Annotated in this window: 24 protein-coding genes and 4 tRNA genes; 22 read left to right on the top strand and 6 right to left on the bottom strand. The window is 38.1% G+C overall.

Annotation, left to right across the window (positions count from 1 at the left end):
* Positions 1 to 5: 5 nt before the first annotated feature.
* Both BMZ99_RS12990 and BMZ99_RS12985 read left to right on the top strand, forming a co-directional pair.
* Positions 6 to 1,193, top strand: a complete 1,188-nt coding sequence (locus BMZ99_RS12990; protein ID WP_090937836.1) for a metallophosphoesterase — start codon at positions 6 to 8, stop codon at positions 1,191 to 1,193.
* A 400-nt stretch (positions 1,194 to 1,593) separates the two neighbouring features.
* Entirely contained in the window at positions 1,594 to 2,889 is a 1,296-nt protein-coding gene (locus BMZ99_RS12985; RefSeq protein WP_090937833.1) for a dicarboxylate/amino acid:cation symporter, read from the top strand.
* Positions 2,890 to 2,957: 68 nt separating this feature from the next.
* Here BMZ99_RS12985 and BMZ99_RS12980 read toward each other — a convergent pair whose 3' ends face one another.
* Positions 2,958 to 3,371 (bottom strand): hemerythrin domain-containing protein, encoded by a 414-nt coding sequence (locus tag BMZ99_RS12980; RefSeq protein ID WP_090937830.1) that lies wholly within the window; start codon positions 3,369 to 3,371, stop codon positions 2,958 to 2,960.
* A gap of 203 nt (positions 3,372 to 3,574) precedes the next feature.
* Here BMZ99_RS12980 and BMZ99_RS12975 point away from each other — a divergent pair, with 203 nt between their 5' ends.
* From BMZ99_RS12975 to BMZ99_RS12950, 6 genes are all read left to right on the top strand, one after another.
* Entirely contained in the window at positions 3,575 to 5,329 is a 1,755-nt protein-coding gene (locus BMZ99_RS12975; protein ID WP_090937827.1) for a DNA repair helicase XPB, read from the top strand.
* Positions 5,286 to 7,091 (top strand): helicase-associated domain-containing protein, encoded by a 1,806-nt coding sequence (locus BMZ99_RS12970; RefSeq protein WP_090937825.1) that lies wholly within the window; start codon positions 5,286 to 5,288, stop codon positions 7,089 to 7,091. Before BMZ99_RS12975 ends, BMZ99_RS12970 begins: the two co-directional genes overlap by 44 nt.
* Before the next feature lie 56 nt (positions 7,092 to 7,147).
* Positions 7,148 to 7,468 carry a BON domain-containing protein gene (locus tag BMZ99_RS12965; RefSeq protein WP_090937822.1) on the top strand — a complete coding sequence of 107 codons (321 nt, stop codon included), beginning with the start codon at positions 7,148 to 7,150 and terminating at the stop codon, positions 7,466 to 7,468.
* Between the two features lie 11 nt (positions 7,469 to 7,479).
* Positions 7,480 to 8,262: an HD domain-containing protein gene (locus tag BMZ99_RS12960; protein WP_090937819.1), complete on the top strand. Its 783-nt coding sequence runs from the start codon at positions 7,480 to 7,482 to the stop codon at positions 8,260 to 8,262.
* Between the two features lie 49 nt (positions 8,263 to 8,311).
* Positions 8,312 to 8,839 (top strand): arsinothricin resistance N-acetyltransferase ArsN1 family A, encoded by a 528-nt coding sequence (locus BMZ99_RS12955; RefSeq protein WP_090937816.1) that lies wholly within the window; start codon positions 8,312 to 8,314, stop codon positions 8,837 to 8,839.
* A gap of 154 nt (positions 8,840 to 8,993) precedes the next feature.
* Entirely contained in the window at positions 8,994 to 9,485 is a 492-nt protein-coding gene (locus tag BMZ99_RS12950; protein ID WP_245754958.1) for an 8-oxo-dGTP diphosphatase, read from the top strand.
* A 67-nt stretch (positions 9,486 to 9,552) separates the two neighbouring features.
* Here the strand turns inward: BMZ99_RS12950 and BMZ99_RS12945 are convergent, their stop codons facing one another.
* Positions 9,553 to 9,783 carry a hypothetical protein gene (locus BMZ99_RS12945; RefSeq protein WP_090937813.1) on the bottom strand — a complete coding sequence of 77 codons (231 nt, stop codon included), beginning with the start codon at positions 9,781 to 9,783 and terminating at the stop codon, positions 9,553 to 9,555.
* Between the two features lie 248 nt (positions 9,784 to 10,031).
* Between BMZ99_RS12945 and dcuC the strand changes: the two genes are divergently transcribed.
* The 7 genes from dcuC to BMZ99_RS12910 all read left to right on the top strand — a co-directional run bounded on the left by dcuC (position 10,032) and on the right by BMZ99_RS12910 (position 14,039).
* Positions 10,032 to 11,399, top strand: coding sequence for a C4-dicarboxylate transporter DcuC (gene dcuC / locus BMZ99_RS12940; RefSeq protein WP_090937810.1), 1,368 nt, complete (start codon positions 10,032 to 10,034; stop codon positions 11,397 to 11,399).
* Positions 11,400 to 11,546: 147 nt separating this feature from the next.
* Positions 11,547 to 11,822, top strand: coding sequence for a hypothetical protein (locus tag BMZ99_RS12935; RefSeq protein WP_090937808.1), 276 nt, complete (start codon positions 11,547 to 11,549; stop codon positions 11,820 to 11,822).
* Between the two features lie 334 nt (positions 11,823 to 12,156).
* On the top strand, positions 12,157 to 12,990 hold the full coding sequence (gene speE / locus BMZ99_RS12930; RefSeq protein WP_090937805.1) for a polyamine aminopropyltransferase: 834 nt from the start codon (positions 12,157 to 12,159) through the stop codon (positions 12,988 to 12,990).
* A gap of 69 nt (positions 12,991 to 13,059) precedes the next feature.
* A tRNA-Asn gene (locus BMZ99_RS12925) sits at positions 13,060 to 13,135 on the top strand.
* A gap of 5 nt (positions 13,136 to 13,140) precedes the next feature.
* Positions 13,141 to 13,215, top strand: a tRNA-Glu gene (locus BMZ99_RS12920).
* Between the two features lie 9 nt (positions 13,216 to 13,224).
* A tRNA-Val gene (locus tag BMZ99_RS12915) sits at positions 13,225 to 13,300 on the top strand.
* A 220-nt stretch (positions 13,301 to 13,520) separates the two neighbouring features.
* Entirely contained in the window at positions 13,521 to 14,039 is a 519-nt protein-coding gene (locus BMZ99_RS12910) for a transcription repressor NadR (RefSeq protein WP_090937803.1), read from the top strand.
* Positions 14,040 to 14,140: 101 nt separating this feature from the next.
* Here the strand turns inward: BMZ99_RS12910 and ldhH are convergent, their stop codons facing one another.
* Complete coding sequence (gene ldhH, locus BMZ99_RS12905) at positions 14,141 to 16,309, bottom strand: L-lactate dehydrogenase (quinone) large subunit LdhH (protein WP_090937800.1); 2,169 nt, start codon at positions 16,307 to 16,309, stop codon at positions 14,141 to 14,143.
* A gap of 4 nt (positions 16,310 to 16,313) precedes the next feature.
* Entirely contained in the window at positions 16,314 to 16,919 is a 606-nt protein-coding gene (locus tag BMZ99_RS12900) for a LutC/YkgG family protein (RefSeq protein WP_090937797.1), read from the bottom strand.
* A gap of 319 nt (positions 16,920 to 17,238) precedes the next feature.
* Here BMZ99_RS12900 and BMZ99_RS12895 point away from each other — a divergent pair, with 319 nt between their 5' ends.
* From BMZ99_RS12895 to BMZ99_RS12870, 6 genes are all read left to right on the top strand, one after another.
* Positions 17,239 to 18,867 carry an L-lactate permease gene (locus tag BMZ99_RS12895; protein WP_090937795.1) on the top strand — a complete coding sequence of 543 codons (1,629 nt, stop codon included), beginning with the start codon at positions 17,239 to 17,241 and terminating at the stop codon, positions 18,865 to 18,867.
* Between the two features lie 237 nt (positions 18,868 to 19,104).
* Positions 19,105 to 19,887: a FadR/GntR family transcriptional regulator gene (locus BMZ99_RS12890; RefSeq protein ID WP_090937792.1), complete on the top strand. Its 783-nt coding sequence runs from the start codon at positions 19,105 to 19,107 to the stop codon at positions 19,885 to 19,887.
* Positions 19,888 to 20,021: 134 nt separating this feature from the next.
* A complete protein-coding gene (locus BMZ99_RS12885; RefSeq protein WP_090937790.1) occupies positions 20,022 to 21,341 on the top strand; it encodes an MFS transporter in 1,320 nt (439 codons plus the stop codon).
* A 69-nt stretch (positions 21,342 to 21,410) separates the two neighbouring features.
* Entirely contained in the window at positions 21,411 to 21,800 is a 390-nt protein-coding gene (locus BMZ99_RS12880) for a zinc ribbon domain-containing protein (RefSeq protein WP_090937787.1), read from the top strand.
* Positions 21,801 to 21,880: 80 nt separating this feature from the next.
* Positions 21,881 to 21,955, top strand: a tRNA-Arg gene (locus BMZ99_RS12875).
* 180 nt (positions 21,956 to 22,135) lie between these two features.
* Complete coding sequence (locus BMZ99_RS12870; RefSeq protein ID WP_090937962.1) at positions 22,136 to 22,315, top strand: LysM peptidoglycan-binding domain-containing protein; 180 nt, start codon at positions 22,136 to 22,138, stop codon at positions 22,313 to 22,315.
* Between the two features lie 2 nt (positions 22,316 to 22,317).
* On the opposite strand, the gene BMZ99_RS12865 is transcribed toward BMZ99_RS12870, so the two are convergent.
* Complete coding sequence (locus tag BMZ99_RS12865; RefSeq protein ID WP_245754957.1) at positions 22,318 to 22,761, bottom strand: hypothetical protein; 444 nt, start codon at positions 22,759 to 22,761, stop codon at positions 22,318 to 22,320.
* 190 nt (positions 22,762 to 22,951) lie between these two features.
* Here BMZ99_RS12865 and BMZ99_RS27575 point away from each other — a divergent pair, with 190 nt between their 5' ends.
* Positions 22,952 to 23,044, top strand: a complete 93-nt coding sequence (locus tag BMZ99_RS27575) for a DUF2292 domain-containing protein (protein WP_407670192.1) — start codon at positions 22,952 to 22,954, stop codon at positions 23,042 to 23,044.
* A gap of 153 nt (positions 23,045 to 23,197) precedes the next feature.
* On the opposite strand, the gene BMZ99_RS12855 is transcribed toward BMZ99_RS27575, so the two are convergent.
* A partial coding sequence (locus tag BMZ99_RS12855) for an IS3 family transposase (RefSeq protein ID WP_139214765.1) occupies positions 23,198 to 23,442 on the bottom strand: 245 nt, incomplete at its 5' end.

Below are 23,442 nucleotides of genomic sequence, written 5' to 3'. Positions count from 1 at the left end.
CATGAATGTTAATCATGTATGTTATATTAATCGTCGTTGTGCTAGCCATCTTTTGGATTAATTGGCGATTGTTAACGCAGTGGTTTCTTAATGGTAATTTTTCTAGTAAAAATCATATATATTGGTTTATAACGGGAATGGCTTGGTTTTTTATTAACTATAATTGGTGGTTCCAGCCAGATGCTGCTTTTTTCTATCGATGGATAGCCCCAGCTGTAGATTTTGCTTATATTTGGATCATCAGCGGAGTTATTTTACTTTGTTTTTTTCCTGGATTATTTGCTATAAGAAGGCTGATAGATCTTACAAATATAAAAAAAGAAACTGGTAAGATGGACGTTAGTCGCCGCACTTTTTTACAAAGTATGCTTTATGCTGCTCCAGTACTATCCTTAGGAGTAAGTGCTAAAGGCGTATATTCAGCAGAAAAGGAAATGGTGGTCAAGCGTGTAGCGCTGCCTTTTGAAGAACTTTCTCAAGAATTGGCAGGGTTTAAAATAGCACAAATCAGTGATACCCATTTAGGACCTTTTTTTAGCTTGGAACGATTGGACGAAGTATTGCAACTGGTTGTAAAAGAAAAACCCAGCATGGTAGTGATAACAGGAGATCTAATTGATGACTTGAATCTACTTGACACAGCAATCATAAAACTTAGCGAATTCTGTTCTTTAATACCATATGGTGTCTATTTTTGTTGGGGTAATCATGAATATTTTCGAGATATTAATCGAATTAGCAAGGCTCTGCATAATAGTCCAATTCAAGTCCTGAAGAATAGTAATATTCCAGTTCGGGTAGGAGAAGCACTCATCTATATAGTAGGAGTTGATTATCCTTGGCCTAAAGATAGTGGAGAAAAGGAACGTACGCGACAGCAATTTATGGAAAAAGCTGAAAGAAATATACCTGAAGATTCCTTTAAAATATTATTGGCACATCATCCCGACTTTCTGTTTAATGCATTTTCATCACAAATACCTCTTACATTATCAGGACATACTCATGGAGGGCAAGTTAATATTTTAGGAAAGTCATTATTGCCGGTTAGTTACCATTATATGCGTGGTCTTTATCAGGAAGGTGATTCATATGGATATGTTAGTCCAGGAACGGGACAGTGGATACCTTTTCGACTGGGGTGTCCGCCTGAAATTAGTGTATTTACTTTAATGATTAAGGATCAAGAATAGGCTAGGTATTTTTTCCTTATGGTAAAAGTGCTGGTATAATTTAAGCTAGAGATCAGGAATTGTTATATTGTTCGCATAGTATTAGCATTCAGGAATAATTTCATTGATAATAACCAAATAAAGTTGAAAGATTGTGAGGAAGATGAGAAGCCCTAGAAAGAGCAAAAGCTAGTGGTTTCCCTTTTTTGTTGGCACATAGTGTACATTATAGGAATCGATACATATCAAGATTATGTATTTTGTATTTTCACAGTTAAATTGTTGTCTTTTTTAAAATTTATGATATGTTAATATAGTACTTTATGAGTGGTAGGATTATTGTTTATAGAAACTAATTGATTTCTTGGTTTGAGGTAAAAATTAGTTTGCATATAAAAATCTTAAAGAGAGGAAGCATGAAATGAAAAAATTTTGTACGTCGCTTCATTTTCAAGTATTTTTTTCCATCGTTTGTGGGATTGCCTTAGGACATTTTTATCCTGGATTTGGTGAGAGCATGAAGCCCCTCGGTGATGGATTTATAAAATTGATTAAAATGATTATTGCTCCAATTATCTTCTGTACAATAGTAACTGGCATTGCTGGTATGGATGATATGAAAAAAGTTGGCAGGGTGGGAGCAAAAGCATTGATTTACTTTGAAGTTGTTACAATCTTTGCTTTGATTATGGGATTATTTGTGGTAAATTGGTTTGAGCCAGGGGTAGGCATGAATGTTGATGTCAAAACGTTAGATACAGGGTCGATCTCTGCTTATACTACAGCAGCCAAGGCTCATAGCACAGCGGATTTTATTATGAATATTATTCCTTCAACCGTAGTTGATGCGTTTGCCAAGGGGGATATTTTACAGGTGCTGCTATTCTCTGTTATGTTTGGTGGCGCATTGTCAGCCATGGGAGGCAGAGAAACTAAATTGTTTGGTGTTATTACAGAAGTTTCTCATGCATTGTTTGGAATTGTAGATTTTATTATGAAGCTGGCTCCCATTGGTACTTTTGGTGCGATGGCTTTTACGATTGGTAAATACGGCATTGCTTCTTTAATACCCCTTGGTAAGCTGTTAGTTTGCTTTTATGCTACCTGTACTGTCTTTGTCTTTGTGGTCATTGGCTTGATTGCAAGGTGGGCGGGATTTAATATTATGAAATTCATTTCCTATATAAAAGAAGAATTCTTGATTGTACTGGGGACTGCATCTTCTGAAAGTGTACTGCCTCGCATGATTAATAAGTTAGAAAAGCTCGGATGCTCAAAATCCGTCGTTGGTCTCGTGATTCCAACAGGGTATTCTTTTAACCTTGACGGTACTTCTATCTATCTTACAATGTCAGCTATTTTCGTAGCCCAGGCTACTAATACGGATTTAACCATCGTGCAGCAGCTGACAATTCTTGCGGTACTGCTGCTGACTTCGAAAGGAGCCTCTGGAGTAACAGGAAGTGGCTTTATTGTACTTGCTGCAACCTTATCAGCAATACCAAGTATTCCTGTAGCCGGATTGGCTTTAATATTTGGCATTGATCGCTTTATGTCACAAGCAAGAGCAGTAACGAATCTAATTGGTAATGGAGTTGCTACCGTTATTGTTGCAAAATGGGAAAATGAATTAGATGAGAAAAAGTTTTTTCAGGAGCTAAATGAAATAGGTGAATCAAATCCGGATGAGGATCTATTGCAAAATCAAAATCCATAATGAGATTGAATAAAACAGGCATTGCTTTTAAGATAAAAGCAATGCCTTCTCATTCTATTCGCTGCTCTTTACAGTGCTGCTAAAGGATAGAGTTCTGTATTTTCTTTATTCACGCGTCTTTGAAGGGCTGTGAAGACTTTTTGTGATTCACTAAGAAAGGCAGCCGGATTAGCAGAAATTTTATTTGTAGTGGCAAAGTTGCTTTTAAATTCTTCGAATACTTGAGCTAAACCACCCATTTCTGCGTAAAAATTTTGGCTGATCGTTTTGACGCTACTGTTACTGTGATTCATTAAAGAAGGATATAAAAACTTATCTTCACTTATTGCATGAATTTTAAGCTTTCCTGATAATTGATTTAACAGCAGTGCAATAGCTGATGCATGAGCTTTTACCTGCCCTTCTGATTTATGTATGGATATTTTATCCATCAAAGCAAAAAAATCTTGATGCTGTCTTTCTAGATTCCCTGTATCAATCATGATTCATCCTCCACATCATTTTTTTAGTTCTTATATAGTAAGTATAGAGTAGAATATGTATAGATACTGTGATGCTTGTCACAATAACAGTATAGAATCTATTCTTCTTTATTTTTTGACGAATCCTTTTCGGCATCGTACAATATAAAGATATAGCATGTGATTAAAGGTCATTACACAGCATGTACTATTAGGAGGTAAAAGTGGCATATAATCCAGCGAATCCAATGATTGTTCAAGGCGATTTCTCAGTGTTGCTAGAAGCGTATCACCCTGATTTTGAAATCGTGCGCAGCGGATTGTCTGCATTTGCAGATTTAGAGAAGAGCCCTGAACATATCCATACATATCGTATTACTCCTCTATCTTTATGGAATGCTGCAGCCACAGGCCAGACTGCGGCTCAGGTGCTTGAATTTTTACTAGCCTATGTGAAGTTTCCTCTGCCTAATAATGTCTGCCGTGATATTGAAGGCTACATGAGTCGTTATGGCCTGGTTAAACTAATGTCATACCCGCCAATGATAGCAGAACATGAAGCTGATAAACTTGCTGTGCCTGGAGAGTTTTTGTATCTATACTCTCAGGATATTCCTACGATTATGACCATTGCTGGACACAAAGAGACTAAGACTATCTTTACAGCAAAATTAGATGAACATACCTTGGTTATTCCCGCAGGGAAAAGGGGGATTATAAAGCAGCTTTTAGTAAAAATAGGCTATCCTGTTGAGGATCTAGCTGGTTATGTTGATGGTGAAGAATTAGCAATAACGTTACGCCAGAAAGATTTAGCTGGACGGGAATTTGCCTTACGGGATTATCAGAGGCAGGCTGTTGAGCTTTTTTATGATAGCGGTCGAGAGACGGGTGGATCAGGGGTCTTGGTTTTACCCTGCGGTGCAGGTAAAACAATAATCGGCATCGGGGCAATGGAAAAAATCGGCATGAATACGCTGATATTGACAACCTCAACTAGTGCTGTACATCAATGGATGAGAGAAATTGTAGAGAAAACAGATTTGCCGTCAGAAGTAGTTGGTGAATATTCAGGAGACCGAAAAGATATCTGTCCCGTAACAGTTACTACGTATCAAATGGTAACCTATCGGCCTGTTAAAAACGGTCCCTTCCCTCATTTTGAAATTTTTAATGCCCGGGCTTGGGGATTGGTTATTTATGATGAAGTACATACGCTGCCAGCGCCTGTTTTTCAAGTTACAGCTGAATTACAGGCAAAGCGCAGGTTAGGTTTAACGGCTACCTTGGTGAGAGAAGATGGAAAGGAAGCGGATGTCTTTACTTTGATTGGTCCCAAAAAGCTTGATGTTCCATGGATTGAAATGGAGAGTGCTGGCTGGATTGCTACAGCGGTTTGTACAGAAGTACGCGTGCCCATGGATTTTTCCCTGCGCATGGAGTGTGCCCAAGTACCAGAGCGAATCGCTTATCGTATGGAAGCAGAGAATGTTGATAAGCTAAAGGCTATTGAATATATTTTGCATAAACATGCTGGAGAAGGTATATTGATTATTGGTCAATATATAAAGCAGTTAGAAGCTATTGCAGACTATTTTGGATTTCCTCTTATCACTGGTAAGATGGCAAGTGTAAAACGAGATGAGTTATATCAAGCATTTCGTAGTCGAAAAATTCCAGTACTAATTGTATCTAAAGTGGCTAATTTTGCCATTGATCTGCCTGATGCAGCAGTAGGTGTACAGGTTTCCGGAGCCTTTGGCTCTCGCCAGGAAGAGGCTCAGCGCTTGGGCAGAATCTTACGGCCTAAAGATGACGGACGGTCAGCTTATTTTTATAGTGTAGTTTCCAAGGATTCTCGCGAGCAGGAATTTGCTCACCATCGTCAATTATTTTTAACAGAGCAGGGGTACCAATATCAAATTCTGGATTTTGATGAAACATTGGCAAGGGAAGGAATGGGGAATTTTGCCAAATAAGAAATTATCCTTACGTTTGGATCATGCATATACCTTAGAAGAAATTTATGCATTAAATAAAACAGCCTTAAATAAAATGTGCTGGCTATTTGATGTAAGTGGCTGGGTGGGTAATGTTCCTAATTTGCTACGTGAGGCTATCTTCCATATCCCACGATTTGCGAGTGTATATCATGATTTGAGAGAAGAAGAGCAAAATATTATAGCTTTTTTATGTGAATTTGCTGGTAAGCCAGTAGCGATGGATCAAGTATATGAAAAATATCTTTTAACGGTACCCGCGAAATTAATTGATGCTGCGGTAACTGATTTGCTGCAGAAGGGGTGGCTGTTAGAAGGGCAGATGCCTCAGTCATTATTGGTAATACCCGATTTTAAGAAAACACTAGATAAAATGTCAGCATTTTATTATTTTTTAGAAGCGCAGCTTCCGGCCACGCATTCTGCAATTGATAGTGGAGGACAGTCTCTTACGGATTTGATTGAGCTATCCGCATTTTTGTATGTAGAAAAACCAAAACTTACTGTAAAGAAATTTATGGCAAAATCCGTATTGCGTCGTTTAATGTCACGTTTGAGTCCTGCAGCAGCTGATGGATGGGAAGAAGCCGCTGATGAAAATTTATATACCAATATGACACGTATGCTTTTAGGGATTTTACAAGAAATAGGAGCCTTAAAGATTGTAGTTGATAAAGGTGACTGCTGCTATTATCAATTAAATGGAGAGAAATGGGATGATTTTATATTTTCACCATCACCCCATCGTTTACTCTACATTTTGAGCTGGCAAATTTCCCGCATTCAATATCATAAGGGCGGAAGCCTGCCTTTTATTGCTAATTTATTAAAATATGCAGCACAAGTAAAAGGAACGTGGTTAACTGGAGCGTCTTTAATGATGAAAAGTATTCTAGATGAATCTTCCGTGCTTTTTCATGCCAAAGATCCTTTTAGCAGTGAAGAGTGGTTAGAGGCAGTGGTATTGGAGCCGCTTATGTATTGTGGATTATTCGAGAAGACTACAGTCGAATTACCAACCCAATGGCTTACAGAAGAGGAAATGCCACGAAATTTTTGGCGGTTGACTCCTTTGGGATTGGCCTTGTCCCAGTGGCTGGCTGAGGGGAAAGATGCAGGTAAGGCTATAAGTCAAATGATTAAAATTGATCTATATCATAAAAATACAGAAGAGATCTTTGCACTCTTATTTGATAATTTTCGGCAAGTTTTACCTGTTGAGCTAGAGCAGCAGTTGATCATTCAGCCGGATCTTTCCTTTTTTGTCCCCAAGAATGTAAGTCCTTACGTAGTGTGGATGTTATCGGTCTTTGCTGAAACTCAGGTGCAAGATTATGTTTACCAAGGAGGATTTACTCGCAACAGTGTACTTCGTGCGTTAAAGGGAGGAGCTTCAGTTGATGATTTATTTGCGCTGATTGCTGATCATAGTAAAGTTCCTCCTGCGGAAAATGTGCTATGCACGCTGCAGCAGTGGGCTGCTGCTTATGATAAAACTTTGTTTTCCAGAGCGATGATATTGGCTTGTGATACTCCTGAAATGGCAACGGAGATTCTTGCTCAAGGTAAATTATCAAATTGGATCATTGGTTTGGTTGGGCCAAAAGTTCTGCTGATAAAGCCAGATGGAGAGGGAAGTATTCGTAAATGGCTAGAAAAGAAAAATTGGGTTCCAAGACCCGGAGTCACTGCTGGAGAAGGGTTATATACTTGGCTGACAGCAGGAAAAAACGAAAAGTAACTGGATTTGTGCTATAATGTAGGTATAAAAATTTAAGACGATAGGGTGAGTAGAGTATGGCGAAAATACCTAAAAATTTAAGTGATACAGCTATGTTTGGCGATTATAAGGAAACTCTTACTTTTGAAAATGAAAATTATGAGGAAGAAGCAGCTGCTTCTCAGCCAGTGAGAGGGATACAAAAAGATAATAAGAACTATGTGAGTGAATTTTTTACGCCAGAATTGCAGGAAAGGGTAGGCAAAGCGTTACTTGACTTGAAAGTTAAACTATATAAAGAAGGAATTGTTGATTTTGATATTAAGGTAACAGCTCAGGATAAACAAATCATATTGACAGGTGTTCCTAGTAAAGCGGAAAAGAGAAAAGCCAAATAATTGGAGGTCCTATGAAGGAAAATGCTTTTTTATTTCTTAAGAACTGGTTTCAGCATTATGTTCATGGGTTTTATTCTATGGATGCGCAGCTGCAATTTCATATTCGATTGAAGGAAGAGCACACGATGCGGGTACTGGAAAATGCCAAGCGAATTGGTACTTGGTTATCTTGTACTTTTGAACAGATGCAGCATATCAAAATTGCTGCATTGCTTCATGATATTGGTAGGTTTCAGCAATACCAGACCTACAGAACTTTTAATGATGCATTGTCTGTAAATCATGCTCAATTGGGATTGGAAGTTTTGCAGGAATCGGGCAGTCTGCAAGCTGCTGGGCTAAATGATCAAGAACAGAAGATTGTTAAAAATGCTGTATTATATCATAATCGACGTGAGCTGCCAATCGATGAAAACTTGGAATGGTTAACTCCTGCAAAGATTGTTCGAGATGCAGATAAGATTGACATTTTTTCCATGTTAGTTACAAAAGAAGAGGAGAACAAAATCCCTTTGCCCCTAGAGCTAGGAAACGATACTGGGTATTCAGCAAAAATCGTTAAGGACATACTACAGGGGAAATTAGTGGAGTATCCAGACATCAAGACTGGAAATGATTTAATGCTTTTTCGTTTATCGTGGATATATGATATCTACTTTTCCTATTCCTTTTCCTACATAATAGAGCAAGGGTATATTGAAAAGCTGATAGCTGCTCTACCTGCTCAAGAGGAGATTGCGTGTGTTCAGCGGTGTTTATGGCAATACGCTAAAGAGCATGCTATTAAAAAATGAATTTTGATAACAATACCAATAAGGGGTAAGAAGTAGGAGTGAGGGGAATATGCAGGGGACTTTAGAATTGCCAGAAGGTACGTTTTTAATTCGGATTGCTTCTCTAAGTGATATTAAACAAATTACAGAGATTTATAATCAAGGCATACAAGACCGAATTGCTACATTAGAAACAAATACAAAAAGTGTCGAAGAAATGATAGCGTGGCTGAAAAACAGGAGTTCGAGGCATAAAGTATTAGTACTTGAAGATGCAGAGAAAAGGATAAAAGGCTGGGCTTCACTCAACGTTTTTAATGCACGGGAATGTTATAAAGGTGTTGCTGATCTTTCCATTTATATTAATAGAGAAGAACGAAATAAAAAGCTTGGGAAACATTTATTACTAGCTTTAATTCAAGTGGCTAAAGAGGAAGAATTTTATAAGATGGTATTGACTACGCTGGCCGTTAATCGTACAGGACATAAACTTTACTACGCTCTTGGTTTTACAAAGGTTGGTACTTATGTAAAACAAGGAATGTTAGATGGAAAATGGATTGATGTGCATGTGATGGAAAAATTCTTATTAGATTAAATAATTGGTATTCCACAACTGTCTTAACAGACTGTTGTTTTTTATTGTATTTATTGGATATATTAAATCACAATTATTACTGTAGGAGGAGGCGATATTTCCCGGTAATACTTTTCTTGCTATACAAGCAGAACTGTCAGGATGGCAAAGGGACATGTCCAACACTTTAAAGAAAGAAGATGACAAAATGTATACAACCACACTCTGTTTCTTGCTTAAAAAAGATAAAATTTTGCTTGGCATGAAAAAAACAGGCTTTGGTCAAGGAAAATATAATGGTTTTGGTGGTAAACTTAAAGACGGCGAAACAATATTGCAGGCAACTGTAAGGGAACTGAAAGAAGAAAGTGGCATTCAGGTCGCTGAGGGGCAGTTAGCGTATGTAGGTAAACTTGACTTCATTTTTCCCGCAAGCCCTCAGCTGCGGCATGATGTACATATCTTTCTAGTGCATACCTGGCAGGGAGAACCAGTAGAAACGAAAGAAATGAAGCCTCAATGGTTTTCACAGTCTGATATTCCTTATAATGAAATGTGGCAGGATGATATCTATTGGCTGCCTACAGTCTTGGCAGGAAAGATCATAGAGGGCACAGTAATTTTTGCCGAAAACAATGAAGATGTAGCTGAATTTAAATTTTTATAACAGGAATAAGAAATAAAGCCTCTTCTATGCTGTCAGACATAGTAAAGGCTTTACTGCTTTAATTAAACTAGAAGGAGCTACGTCCAAATCTAGGGTGGCATACTGGTCTTAAGCTAAGTTTTAATATAAAAGATAAAGCTTGCTTCAGATTGAGATCTTGTCGTCCGTTAGGTGTTTCCAAAACACATAACGGGTCTTCCATACCAATTTCACTGGCCGGCAAATAGACATATTCTGCAGTGTTATTATCACCAAAAATAATGCCTCTCTTAAGATGTGATGCTGTCATTCTGCTCATAGAATACCTCATAATAATTTATAGTGCTTAATTGATTATATAATATTCAGAAGTAAAAGTAACTAGGTATTGATTTGCAGTTAAATTGATTAAATTTTCTAAATTTACAGCGAATTAATGTCCGCCTGCAGGAGATAATGAAGATTTATAGAACTATAGTAAATGTATTTAAAATACATTTACTATAGGAGATCGGTTTTACCTTCAAATAGTAAAGAGGAAAGGGATATAATTAGGAGGAAAGAAAAATGTTGGGAATATTATTAGCACTTATAGTTACGTCAATGGTTGTCTACATGATTTTAAAGCAATATAAGACACAAGCTGTTTTGGTTTTTGGTGGTCTTATTCTTATGTCATGTGCTGTTATTTTTGGGTTGGGAACAATTTTACCAGTAAAGGAAAGTACAGGATTTATTTGGTTTGATTTATTTGAGTTTATAAAAAAGACGTTGAGTGGCAGGGCTGCTGGTCTTGGCCTTAGTATTATGGCAGTGGGAGGCTTTGCTCGATATATGGATCATATTGGGGCAAGTAAGGCGTTGGTCAACATTGCCATTAAACCTTTGCAAAAGCTTCATGCACCTTATGTAATGCTGGCTGCATGTTATTTGGTCGGTCAGGTATTAGGCTTGTTTATTAATAGTGCTTCTGGTTTAGGAATGTTGCTCATGGTTACGATGTTTCCTATTTTAGTGCGTCTAGGTGTTAGCCGATTAGCTGCGACGGCTGTTATTGGCACTACGTTATGTTTAGATTGGAGTCCTGGAGATCCTGGCAGTGTATTGTCAGCGAATACGGCTGGCATGGACATTGCAACGTACTGGACTCAGTATCAAATTCCTGTTGCTCTAACCGTAATGGTGGTAGTTGCTGTATTACATTATTTTGTCCAACAGTGGTTTGATAAAAAACAAGGACATATTGTAGAGCGGGCAGAGATAACCACGAATAAAGCAGAGGAAGAGCTTCCACCAGGTATTTTTGCTTTGTTACCTGCTGTACCTTTAGTACTGATTTTGGCTTTTAGCGATATTGGAATTAAGGGAATTAAAATGGATATTGTGAATGCAATGTTTATTAGTCTATTTGTAGCTATGATTTTTGAGTTTGTTCGTAAACGAGATATTAAAAAAGTATTTACTGATTTGCAAGTTTTCTTTGATGGTATGGGTATTCAGTTTGCTGCTGTAGTTACCTTAGTCGTAGCTGGGGAAACTTTTGCTCAAGGGTTAAAATCAGTGGGAGCTATTGAATCGATTATTAGCTCTGCCCAATCCGCGGGATTTGGCGGCGCAGGTATGATTATTGTCATGGTATCGATTATTGCTATATCATCTGTAGTAATGGGTTCAGGCAATGCACCATTCTTTGCTTTTGTTGCTTTGACTCCTGTTGTAGCCGCTAAGATGGATATTGCTCCTGTTTTAATGCTGTTGCCGATGCACTTTGCTGCAAGTATTGCCCGCAGCATGTCACCAATTACTGCGGTTATTGTAGTTGTTTCCGGTATTGCAAATGTATCGCCAATTGATGTAGTAAAACGTACGTCTATTCCCATGATTGGTGCTCTGATTGTGAATGTAGCTGCTACTTTTATTTATTTTTATCGCTAATAGCATGTAAGGGCCCTTTCATTTTACTCTTGGAGATGAAATGAGAGGGCTTTTTTGTTGTGTATAACTCTTTTACTTACCCAGAATAGGATAATAAAAAGACTATTTATTTAGTAAGTACTTCTATTTTGGGAGGGGGAGATATAAATGTGGCGAAGTATTGAACAAGTTATTTATTTTCCTAGCAAGTGTATGGGAGCCTATACTGCAATTTTTATCATAATCTGGTTAGGAGCCTGGATTCTAAATGGGTTAAAAAGTACGCAATTTGATTTATTTCAATTTCGTGATACCTACATTTGGTTGATGACCCAATTAAATGCGACACATGCGATTAATTCTATCTGGAATACTCCAAAGGGGACTTGTCCAGGTGATTTAGGAATAAAAGATGATATGACGGGTAAGTCTAACTGTAGCTAGATCGTATCATCAATAAAATGTTTGCTCCATTGAAAAGAAGGTAGAATATAAGACATATCGGATATATGCTAATTGATGGGAATTAAATTTTCATAAAAATAAGCCAATACGGTATACTGGAGTAGAGTGAACGCTGTGATAAGTAAGAGGGGAAAAGAAATAGACCTTTTCCCCAAGTCGATTTTATGATAGAATTTATGGATATAGAAGATTTTGGGAAAGGCGTATTTTGCCCAAGAACTATAATCGTTATAATTAAAATAGATTGCTCATATTGAAGATATAATAACCATTGAATAAATACACGTAAAATAAAGGTTGGAGGGATGCAAAGATGAATCTATGGATTAATGAGGCGCAAACAAAAGACTTAGAACTAAGAGCGCGCGTAAGAGAAACATTATTTATGGGGAAATCTGATTATCAAGAGATCGCGGTAGTAGATTCAGAACAATTCGGCCGTATGTTAGTGCTGGACGGTGTGTTTCAAACATCGGTGGCGGATGAATTTATTTATCATGAAATGATTGTTCATATTCCCTTATTTGCCCATCCTAGCCCTAAGAAAGTACTCGTTATTGGTGGTGGCGATGGTGGTACAATTCGTGAGGTTGTAAGGCATGAATGCGTTGAAAAAGTAGAAATGGTTGAAATTGACGGATTGGTCGTTGATGCTTGTAAAAAATTCCTTCCAGAAATTAGTGAAGCTATTATTCATAACCATCCTAAATTGGAGCTTAAAATTGGTGATGGTATATCTTATATGAAGGAAGCTGAAAATAAATATGATATTATCATTGTAGATTGCTCCGATCCTATCGGTCCAGGGAAAGGGCTATTTACACCTGATTTTTATAGTAATGTGTATAAGGCTCTAAAAGAGGATGGACTGTTTGTACAGCAAACAGAATCACCTTTTTATCATCAAGAATTAATTACATATGTAAATAAAGAGATTCGCCAATTATTTCCTATTACGAAACTGTATTTGGCAAGCATTCCTACTTACCCTAGCGGATTACATTGCTTCACTATAGGCTCCAAAAAATATGATCCGATTCAAACGAATAGTGAAAATGTTCAAGAGTTAATTACCCGTTATTATAATAACGAAATTCACAAAAGCTCATTTGTTCTGCCTAGTTTTGTACAAGAATTATTAAAATAAAATTGAAAAAAGTTAGTTTACCCTATTGCATTTATGGTTAAGATAATTTATAATAATAAATGTTGTTATTCCTCGATAGCTCAGTTGGTAGAGCAATCGGCTGTTAACCGATCGGTCGTAGGTTCGAGTCCTACTCGAGGAGCCATATGTGGCCCGTTGGTCAAGCGGTTAAGACACCGCCCTTTCACGGCGATAACGGGGGTTCGATTCCCCCACGGGTCACCAAATAGCTACGGGCGATTAGCTCAGCTGGGAGAGCGCCTGCCTTACAAGCAGGATGTCGGCAGTTCGATCCTGTCATCGCCCACCATATTATAAGTTGTAATGAGTATTGGAATGAAGATTCTGATACTCATTTTTTATATCATAATCTTATTGTTATGTGCTTTTATTCGTAAAAGTGGAGGAGCAGGAAAAAAAAAGCTTTTGACCGAATTGTGAATGAAAGAGATTTTGTTTAGTTAAAACGCGATCAATTTAATGATTGAAGTTTTCTTATTGTTAATAATATAGTGTAGGGGAGCATAGTAATGGATGCAAAAGAGCGACGAGGAAGATTATTAGAGAAACTAAAGACAGCAGAACAGCCATTAACAGGAACTCGACTGGCAAAAGAGCTAGGAGTGAGTCGCCAAGTGATTGTTACGGACTTTGCTATTTTACGAGCTGCAGGAAATGTGATATATGCTACGCCTCAAGGATACCTGTTGCCATTAGTGGATAGCTCGAAGAGTATAAAAGCTACTTTAGCCTGTAAGCACGGTCAAGATGAGTTGGAAGAAGAACTATCTATTATTGTGGATAATGGTGGCAAGGTACTTGATGTTATAGTAGATCATTCTTTATATGGGGAATTAAAGGCGAATTTGATGTTAGGATCACGTCGGGAAATTGGAGAATTTCTGCATAAGTTAAAGGATGGTAAGGCGGAACAGTTAGCAAGCATCACTGGTGGCGTACACTTGCATACTATAGAAATTCCTAATGAGGAAGTTTTGTCTAAGATCAAAGAAGAGCTAAAGGGGAAGGGGATTTTGATGCTGTCCTAGCTGCCTTTTCTCACATGGTTAGCAGCATCTTTGCGGAAAGTTTGTCTATAGCAAAAAAAACAAGAGATTGAGGGCAATCGCTCTCAATCTCTTGCTTTTTATTATTCTTTAATTTGTTCAGCAATGATTTCTGCAACATGCTTAATTTTAATAGTAGGAGCTTGTTTATCCAGTCCACCTTGGATTTGCATCATGCAGGCTGGGCAGGCTACAGCAATTACTTCAGCACCACTGTCTTTAATATTATCAATTTTCTTCTTTAAGATTGGCATAGATAGCTCAGTATATTTCACACCGAATGCACCGGCCATGCCGCAGCATTTATCACAATCTTTCATTTCTACGAAATCATAACCAGGTGCAGATTCCAATAGTTGTCTAGGTTCAGTGTGCACGCTAAGACCACGCTTCATATGACAAGAATCATGATAGGTTACTTTTTGTCTGCCACTCGTTTTGGTCAGACGACCAACTTTATCATATTCACCGGCAACAAAGCTGGTAAATTCCCGTACGTTATGAACCAGTTTTTCGACTCGCTTGCTCCATTCTGGATCGTCTTTAAACAACTCTACATAGGTAAGATGCCAAGTTTCAGCGCAAGTTGGGCAGGCAAACATAATATAGTCCGCTTTCGCTTCTTCAAAGGCAATAATGTTTTGTTTGGCAATCTTTCTTGCCGTTTCATGGTCGCCCATACCTAATACTGGCTTACCGCAGCAACTTTGATCTTCAGGGAAGACAACTTCCATATTGAGATCTTGTAGTACTTTATAAACGGACTCGCCCGTTTCAGGGAAGATAAAGTCTATATTACAGCCACTGAAGAAAGCAACACGTTTCACTGGTTTGTCTATCTTTTTAGTAACTTTTTTCACTCGATCTCTAAAAGGTTTGTCTGCTACAGCTGGTAAGCTGCGGTCAGCTGCTAAGCCAGCAAAAAACAACGGCAAATGTCTAATCACACGTCCAGTGGTAAATGGTTTTTGTCCAATTGAGGCCAAGCGAAGTAAATTATGGAAGACTTTTCGATTGGCAAGAACGTTTTCAAAGACTGCTTTCACGCCAAAAGGCAAGCCATCTTGCTCAACAGACTTAGCTCGAAGATATTCAATTAATCCAGGAATATCAATTTTTCCAGGGCAAATTTCAGTACAGCGACGACAGCCAATACACATTTCATTAATTTGTTTAAAATCGTTCATACTATTTAAAAGGGCTGTTAAAATGGCACCAATGCCGCCAGCATAAATGTGACCGTAAACATGCCCGCCAACCAAGGTATAAACAGGGCAAACATTCAAACAGGAAGCACAACGAACGCATTGGTAAATTTGTTTTAACTTATCGTCTTTTGCTGCTTTTAAACGTCCGTTGTCAAAAAGAATGACATGAAGTTCTTTTTCTTGTTCTACCCATTGACCATCTTTCTTGACTAAAGCAGGAGCAGCACCGGAAATCATGCTCATATAACTAGTCATAAGCTGCCCCGTTGCATTTCTTGGTAAAGTTCTCAGAATGGGAACAGCATCTTTAATGGTAGGAATTAATTTCTCATAGCCAATAATAACGACTTGAATTGGTGGTAATGTCGCTACTAAGCGAGCATTTCCTTCATTTGTTACCAATCCGGTGGCGCCATTTTCTGCAATGCCGAAATTTGCACCGGTAATACCCATATCGGCTTGTAAGAATTCGTCTCTTAAGGCAATTCTGGCTTCTTGAACCATGTAAGCAATATCAGGCTCAATGTCTTTATTAAGTTCCTGAGAAAAATATTGTGCAACTTGATTTCGGTCAAGGTGAATAGCAGGCATGACCATGTGTGATGGTTTATGTCCAGCAATGGAAATGATCCATTCTCCTAAATCTGTTTCTTTAACATGTAATCCTTTTTCTTCTAAAAAGTGATTCAGATGAATTTCCTCAGTAGCCATAGATTTGGATTTAGCAATTCTTTTGACGCCTTTCTCTTTACAGAGATTAAAAAGATATTCTTTTAATGCATCTCCATCTTTGGCGCGAAATACTTTACCACCTCTTTTGGTGACTTGTTCTTCAAATTGATCAGCGATTTTTTCCAGGTTTTCCACGGTTTCTATTTTCATATCTCTTACAGAGTTACGTAGGGAATCGATGTCATCAACACTTTCATAAGCCTTAGCGCGAGCGATTGGGTATGCTTCTGCAAAGCGATTTAAAGAACCGCGCAAGGTTTCATCCATTAACTTTTCATTGATTTCTTGTTTTAGATTACGATTGCTAGACATTATTTCATACCTCCCTTATTTCTTCATCAATAGCGATAATTACTAATTGACTAGGTCCGTGTACGCCGATGGTTAATACCCTCTCAATGTCGGATGTACGACTAGGACCAGTGATGAAGCTGATATAACCGCGATCAAATACTTTAGAAATTGTTTCAAAGGCTGCTGCTATGGTAGGAACCACATTTGCACTATTCATTACAACAATCGATATAGGAGGGAGAGTCGTAATGAGACGTTGTTCAATGGCAAGGCCATCTTCACAAACACTGCCCGTTTCCGCAATACCAAACTCTACACAAGCAACACCTACATCTGAGGTATCCGCATGGGTTCGAATATCTGATTGTTCAGTATATAATTTTACATTCAAAGGTTCTAGTATAGTAGGAAGATTTAAAGGGGATACTACTTCTGGAGTAGCCACTACTTTTTTTGCATCACTGGATTTTATGATCTCGGCAATTACTGACTGGGCCTCTGCTGCTGTTTTGACTCTAAATACCTTAGCTGCAACATTTTGGGCACGCATTGCAAATTCTTCAAAAAATGCGGTCCCGACGCTTTCGGGTGGAAAAGCTTGTTTCCAATTATTACTTACTTTCTTCATAAGTCACGCCTCGCTTTTTATTAAAATAAATTATAAATTCTGGATGTAGTGGTCTGACCAGTATATTCTAACTGTAAGATATAAATTCCTTCTAAATGTGAGAAAAAACATAAAATTTTATTTATTTGAATTTTTTAAATATATAGGCAGGAATTTGGCTGAGTCTGTTGAAATATTATATCTATGGTCAGACCACTAGTCCAGTGAGATGACTAAAATACTGGTTGATCAAAGAGAGGTGAGAAGAAGATTATACCAGTGAAAAGGACTAATACGATTTAAAAATGATGGAAAAACATAAAAAAGAGGTGTTTATTTAATGACATGGACTCAAGTTTATGATCCGATGAACAATTTGGCGCTCTCATCCCTTTTCGCAGCAATTCCTATTATTGTAATTTTCTATCTTTTGGCTATTCGCCGTACTCCAGGACAAATTGCAGGTGCACTAGCTGCAGGATCGGCAGTGTTAGTAGCTATTTTTGTATATAAAATGCCTGCGGGGATTGCAATTACTGCAACAGCTATGGGTGCTTTATATGGTGTATTCCCAATATTCTGGATTGTTCTTACCGCTATTTTCATCTATAATATGACGGTAGAAACGGGACAATTTGAAATTGTAAAAGATTCAATTGCGACGATTACTGACGACCGTCGTTTACAAGCACTTTTAATAGCTTTTGGTTTCGGTGCTTTCTTGGAAGGAGCAGCAGGCTTTGGTACTCCAGTTGCGATTTCTGCTGGGATGCTAGTAGGTCTTGGGTTTAATCCTCTATATGCAGCTGGATTATGTTTGATCGCTAATACGGCTCCTGTAGCCTTTGGTGGAATTGGTATTCCTATTATTGTTGCTGGTCAAGTAACAGGAATTGATACTATGAAAATTAGTGCTATGGTTGGTAGACAATTACCTTTCTTATCCATTATTATTCCGATCTGGTTAGTTGTACTAATGTCAGGCTGGAAAGCTGCAAAAGAAGTATTGCCTGCATGTTTAGTTGCAGGGATCTCTTTTGCTGGTGTACAATGGTTTTCTTCCAATTATATCGGACCAGAACTTCCCGATATTTTATCTTCACTTGCTTGTATTATCTCTTTAACGATTTTCTTAAAATATTGGAAACCTAAAAGCATTTGGCGCTTTGCTAATGAACCCGCACCTACTCTTGTTGCAAATCGTGCAGCATTAACTTTTGGTAAAGTAATGAAAGCGTGGTCTCCATTCATCATTTTGACTGTTATGGTTATCTTGTGGGGCTTAAAACCAGTAGTAGCAGCTTTGGATGCAGTTACGCTGAAATTCTTAGTACCAGGTTTGGATAAAGTCGTTATGCAGGTGGCTCCAATTGCGAAAGTGCCAACTGCGATGGCAGCTCTTTATAAACTTAACTGGCTTAGTGCAGCAGGTACGGCTTTGTTTATTGCAGCAATCATTACAGCCTTAGTTTTAGGCGTTGGTCCTGGAAGATTCATTTCCATTTTCACTAAAACGCTAAAACAATTAACAAAACCTTTGATTACGATTCCTTGTGTTCTTGGTTTGGCTTATATTATGAATTATTCCGGTATGAGCTCAACTCTTGGTTTATTCCTTGCAGGTACAGGTTCTTTCTTCCCATTCTTCTCCCCATTCTTAGGATGGTTAGGTGTATTCTTAACTGGTTCCGATACTTCTGCAAATGCGTTATTTGGCAACTTGCAGGCTGTTACAGGAACACAAGTTGGTGTTGATCCTATTTTGACAGTTGCTGCTAACTCTTCCGGTGGTGTTTGCGGTAAGATGATTTCACCACAAAGTATTGCAGTAGCTACTGCAGCTACTGGATTAGTTGGTAAAGAAGGCGATTTGTTCGGCTTTACAGTTAAACATTCTCTAGTGCTGGCTGTTATCGTTGGTATTATGACCTATGTGCAAGCTTACTGGCTGCAATGGATGATCCCATAAGATTTCCCAGTTAGATGAATTCTATACTAAAGTCTAGACTTATGTAAGAAAATAGTATATTATAAAAGAAAAATGATTATAAGTGATGTAATAGATAATCATCATCGTTACTAACACTTATCTAGTACATGGCGGGCGGCAAACTATGCAGCCCGCCATGTATTTAACTGATAAATCGTACTCCTTATCACTAACATTTATAGATCTCTGCAATGATTAAGGGAGATGGGGGATTATATGTTTAAACCAGTTAAAACCAAAAAAGTTTATGAGGAAGTAATTGAACAAGTTAAGCAGCTTATTGTTATCGGGGAATTGCAGCCAGGTGACAAATTATTATCTGAACGTGAATTATCAGAGAAGCTAAATGTTAGTCGTGCTTCTATACGGGAAGCTTTCAGTGCTCTAGAAATAATGGGAATTATAACGATACGTCCAGGAGAAGGTAGTTTTGTACGTCAGGTGTCTTTTGAAGGAATGCTTGAGCCATTATCTTTTTTATTACATGTAAACGTTGATGATGCAATGAATTTATTAGAAGTAAGAAAAACCTTAGAAGTAGAAATTGCCGCGTTAGCAGCTACTCGTGCTACGCCGGAAGATATAGAAGAGATGCGTGCGGCCCTGCATCGCATGGTAGATGAAGTGAATGATGGAGAAGTGGGTGATAAGGCAGATGCAGAGTTTCATTTTGCAATACTTAAAGCTGCTCATAATCCAATTCTGATTAAATTAATGGGAGCTGTTTCTGATTTAATGAATAGCACTTATCGGTTCTCCAGGCAAAAAATCTTTATGGAAGAAAATATGCAGAATGTTTTGTATGATTCTCATTGTTCGATTTTTCAGGCAATTGAACAAAAAAAACCTAACCTGGCTAGGAAAACAATGGGAAAACATATAACTATGGTAGAAGATTCATTAGTTCAACTCAAACGAGGTGGAATTACATCTTTAACCAAGAATGACAAGAACTTTGTACACAATAATATAAAAGCAGATTTTGGCTTTCCATCCTAACGGTTGGAGAGCTTTTCTTATAAAATATGTATGTTGAGCGGAGGTTTTTCGCAAACTAACTCTTGTCACCAAGAGGTAGAAACGTTATAATACAAACATGTGACAAGACAGATGTTAATTCATTGGAGGACTTTATGGATATTATTACAAGGTTAGAAAATGTGCCTGTGACCAAATTCCACTATCGTTTATTGGTAATCACTGGGTTAGGGTGGATGTTTGATGCTATGGATACTGGCATTATTGCTTTTGTTTTGCCCACGCTTGCAAAAGTATGGGGGCTGACTAGTGCGCAAGTTGGCTATATAGGAAGTATTGGCTTGGTGGGGATGGCATTAGGAGCTGTATTGTCTGGATCAATGGCGGATCATTTTGGACGTAAGAAAGTATTTTCAGCTACGCTTGTGATGTATAGTGTAGCTACAGGCTTGTGTGGCTTGGCATGGAATTTTGAGTCTTTATTATTGTTTCGATTTTTGGTGGGTTTCGGTCTAGGCGGACAACTTCCAGTAGCCGTTACCCTAGTAAGTGAATATGCGCCGCCTACAGCTAGAGGACGTTTTGTAGTATTATTAGAAAGCTTTTGGGGAATCGGATGGTTAGTTGCTGCCTTAATTTCTTATCTAGTAATTCCTAGCTATGGCTGGAATATCGCTTTTTTTATTGGTGCATTACCTGCCTTATATGTATTTAAGGTTTGGAAGTCAGTGCCAGAGTCAATTCCTTATTTGCTCGGCAAAGGAAAAGTTAAAGAGGCTCATGATCTTGTTAGCAAGCTGGAAGAGGCTGCTGGAATAAGGCCTGTTGCCAGCATCATTGCACCAGAGAATAAAGAGATAAAAGTAGCTGTTTTTGCAGATCTTTGGAAAACGCAGTTTGTTAAACGAACAATCATGTTGTGGATTTTATGGTTTGGTATTGTATATTCCTATTACGGTATATTTACTTGGCTGCCGTCATTAATGGTAGGACAGGGATATACTGTTATTAAAACCTTTGAATATGTACTAATTATGACATTGGCTCAATTACCGGGGTATTTCGCTGCGGCTTATCTCGTAGATCGCATAGGACGTAAAGCTACTTTATCTGGTTTTTTAGCTGCTTGTGCTGTATGTGCCTATTTTTTTGGGCAAGGTGGAAATGCTACGATTGTACTCTGGTGGGGCAGTATGATGTCATTTTTTAATTTAGGAGCATGGGGAGTCGTATATACCTATACGCCAGAGTTATACCCGACTAAAGTTCGTGCTTATGGGTCTGGTTGGGCAGCTGCTGTAGGTCGTATTGGCGGAATTTTAGCACCTACGGTTGTAGGCTATATGATTTCAGGAAATGATGGCTTTAATAAGGTGTTTATGATGTTTACCATTGTAATGTTAGGGGTAGCGGCTATCGTTTGGTTTTTAGGAGAAGAGACAAAGGGCAAGTCTTTGCAAGAAATTAGCAGCTAAGCCTTAGGTGTTGCCTACCTGCTGTTTTTGATGCTATAATAACGTATCATTAGGTAAGGTGGTTTTGCTATGGGAATTAGTATGTTGATTGGGTTAATCGTTGCATATTTTATATATAATGATGCAAAAAAGTTAGGTAAATCTTTTTCTTCGTCACTGCTTTGGGCTGTAGCTAGTATTCCAATGCCCATTATAATCGTTCCTTTATATTTGTTGCTTGGTCGTAAATCCAATATAGACAGGCGGAGGAACGCTGATCCAGATGTTATTGATATAGAAGCAACTGTGGTAGAAGAGACCACCCCTTGCCCTATGTGTGGCAGTAAGGTCCAGGAGAGTTTTTTAGTATGTCCTTATTGTAAGCATACTCTGCAGTTAAAATGTCAGTCTTGTGGGAATAATATAGAGAGGGAAGCTAAAGTGTGTCCTTATTGCCAAGCGCAGATTGATTATAAATGATGATAGTTTATAGTGACAATTGATTAGACAGGGCATTAGTTTTATGATATAATGAATTTTGTGATTTAAACCATTCATGTGCGCCCGTAGCTCAGGGGATAGAGCATTGGCCTCCGAAGCCATGTGCGTAGGTTCGATTCCTGCCGGGCGCACCATATAGAAATTCAAGCCTTTGAGGGTTTACCTCAAAGGCTTTTATGTTTACTTGGGAAACAGCTTGGGTAACAACAGTAGCAGACTGATTAACTCGTAGAATACATTTTTGCATATCAATATCTTGTCTTCGAAGTCCTAAATGAAATGAACAGTTCATACTGGTGTTAGCCTTAGTTGCAATGCAATATACAGTAAACCCTGATGATACGCTGCAGTCGATTGCTGAGCAGTATTGCCAGGGCGATGATTCTCGACAGGTTGCAGAGTTTCGCGAGGGGATCAGGGAATTGAATTATGATGTAATTGGTGAGAGTGATGTGTGGGCGGGGATGAAATTTCAGATTAACAGTTGGGAGTGAGTCTACTTGCTATCGGAATCGGATTCATCCTGATTATTCTCGTTCAGCGGTTTGCTCATGGCAGGCTGTACACTAGACATAGATACTAAACTAGTCGCTCCTTCTTGCCACATCTGGTATCCGTAGATAAGGATAGCTAGCGCAGTAGTGATAAGTAATATTTGAGAATAAGATATGTAAGCTTCCCAAGCACCACGCTGAATAAACCAATCAATCAGGAAAAATATTAAGATATAATCTAAAATGATATTTGTAATAAGAAACAGCCAAAAGTGTCCATAAGTGTATTTGAAAATCCAGATTGTACCAATAAAATAAGCACCATAAATGAATATTGGCAAATTTATAAGAGGGAAAAAAGACTCTTTTACTGCCCACCAATGCAAGGTAATACCAGACTCAAAGATAAAAGTAAATACAAACCCACAAAATAAAGAAACGGGCATAAACCGCCTTAGATCGTCCTTTTTTAGAAATAAGGCAGATGACCATGAAAATATTAAACTTGCCCAGAATAACGTTTGATTACTCGTATATACCATCTCCAATAAACTGGATGTTATAGTATTTGTTATTTTTGGGTAATTATGTGCAATGCAGGGATTCAATGACCTTAACTAAAGAAATCATAGCCAGATAAAGAAAGCGCAGCATCAGCTGGATTCTCTCAAGTTTGGAAATGTAGATTTTATCATACAAAACGGTGAAGTCACCCGAGTCGATATATGACATGTCATTATGAGCAAAATTATAGACGAGTGATGCCAATCTCGAAATAGAACTATTACCGTCTTACCTTTGAAGTGCCCCCTGTCAAGTAGACAGTATAAAAACAAAAAGTTTTATGATGCCAATCATTGAGTTGTGGTTGGCATCATTTTTTTATGCGGCTGTATTCAAAAGATACTGTCTATACTCTAGTGGAGTCATACAGTTGAGCCTCTTTTGATATCGATGATTATTGTAGTACTCTATGTATTCGTTGATCGCCTTTTCCAAATCGTCGTAGGAATTGAACTTTTTAAGATAATACATCTCTGATTTCATCATTCCCCAGAATGCCTCCATAGGACCGTTATCTATGCATCTTGAGACCCTGGACATGCTTTGTGTCATGCCTGCATCAA

Origin of the sequence: Pelosinus propionicus DSM 13327 (genome assembly GCF_900114615.1) — a bacterium.
Classification (GTDB): Bacteria; Bacillota; Negativicutes; order DSM-13327; family DSM-13327; genus Pelosinus; species Pelosinus propionicus.
This window is presented reverse-complemented; position numbering and strand designations above follow the sequence as displayed.